At 45.9% G+C, this 1,258-nt stretch carries 1 protein-coding gene; it reads left to right on the top strand.

Annotation, left to right across the window (positions count from 1 at the left end):
• Nucleotides 1-117: 117 nt before the first annotated feature.
• Nucleotides 118-1,245: a VPA1269 family protein gene (locus C4K88_RS18030; protein WP_104122816.1), complete on the top strand. Its 1,128-nt coding sequence runs from the start codon at nt 118-120 to the stop codon at nt 1,243-1,245.
• The last annotated feature ends 13 nt before the right edge of the window (nt 1,246-1,258 follow it).

Genomic DNA, 1,258 nt, shown 5'->3' with positions numbered 1-1,258 from the left:
TGATAGACAGATCCAAAGCTTTACTAACTGGGGTGAGCTCGTGAAGACTGGGTTCGAGGATATTGATCCACTTGGCTTACTGTCGGGCCCACATTGCAAAATCAGGAAGGACTGACAATGTCTGCAAAGCATGGCAAATACAATGGCCGAACCAGTGACCTGACATTTTCTTGGTTGACAAAAGAATATGGAGTGGACTGGGAACAATGGCAAATGCTTTTGGCAGGGTGGATTAAAACACAGTCACATGGTCTTAACACAAAATTAAGCGCAATGTTTTTCTTTGTTTTGGATTATCTTCCAAAGATACCGTGCGGGCATGAACCTGCCAATTTGTTCAAAGCAGATCAGAAAAACATGCTTCCGGATTTCGAAGATTTAAATTCTGACGTTGGGCATAACATAGTTGTCCGCAGACAAAACCATATCTTTCAGTTCATTGACTGGGTTATTGCCGAAAAGTTCTCCGAATCGAACGATGAAGGCTTGATAGTCCCTCTGGTGACCAATCCATTTACAAGGGCCAAAAGAAGAAACGCACATTACTCGGAATCGGTGCATAGCCCTATGCCCTATACCTACATTACAGAACTGCGCGATATCCTCTGCCCAAATCCTTTTGGAAACTTTAGCGATTGGACTTGGGCGCATAAGTCATCGGGTCAAGACTGCTTTAATGGAAAATCAGCGTCAAAAGCCGGCGACTGGTTTGAAATCGACCCTTCACTGATCGATCTTGACGATCCCGACTGTGTATGGCGAATCCGTTCCATTACTAACAGCAGAAGTAAAGTGGTGGAGAGATACGAACTCTGGTCGCCCGTACGTGCCACGGCGCTCTTCGTCAAATTGCATCTTCCGCTACGCACTTACCAGGTTCGCTTTCTCGACTCGGGCGAGGCCGATACTTGGCGCTACGAAAAAGGTAACTGGACAGCCAATAAACTGCACCCGTTCAAGAATGGCAGCGAAAAAAATCCTTGGCGCCAGGGTGTATTCCGCCGAATTCATGATCGAAACACTGGCTGTGTCATGACCGGACTGTACGTCAATACTAACAAGACCGCTGATCAGAATAAAGACGAACGCAAGCGCGGTTATTGTATTCCCTGGCAACATGGTGTAGTGCTGCACTGGCTTGAAAAATTACGGAACTGGCAAGAAAAGTACAATCCTATCTACCAGTGTACGGTTAGGATGGAGTGGGAGATTGTGCATTTCCATGGTGTCAAATTAGAGCTTTAAAGATGGTTGATTG

The sequence above is a fragment of the Arthrobacter pityocampae genome (assembly GCF_002927275.1).
GTDB classification, from domain to species: Bacteria; Actinomycetota; Actinomycetes; order Actinomycetales; family Micrococcaceae; genus Arthrobacter_D; species Arthrobacter_D pityocampae.
The sequence above is the reverse complement of the archived record's forward strand: the minus strand, read 5'-3'. Positions and strand labels throughout refer to the sequence as shown.

Bases quoted from the DNA above. Each gene is read 5' to 3' on its own strand.
- C4K88_RS18030 (WP_104122816.1), top strand. From the start codon at position 118: ATGTCTGCAAAGCATGGCAAATACAATGGCCGAACCAGTGACCTGACA.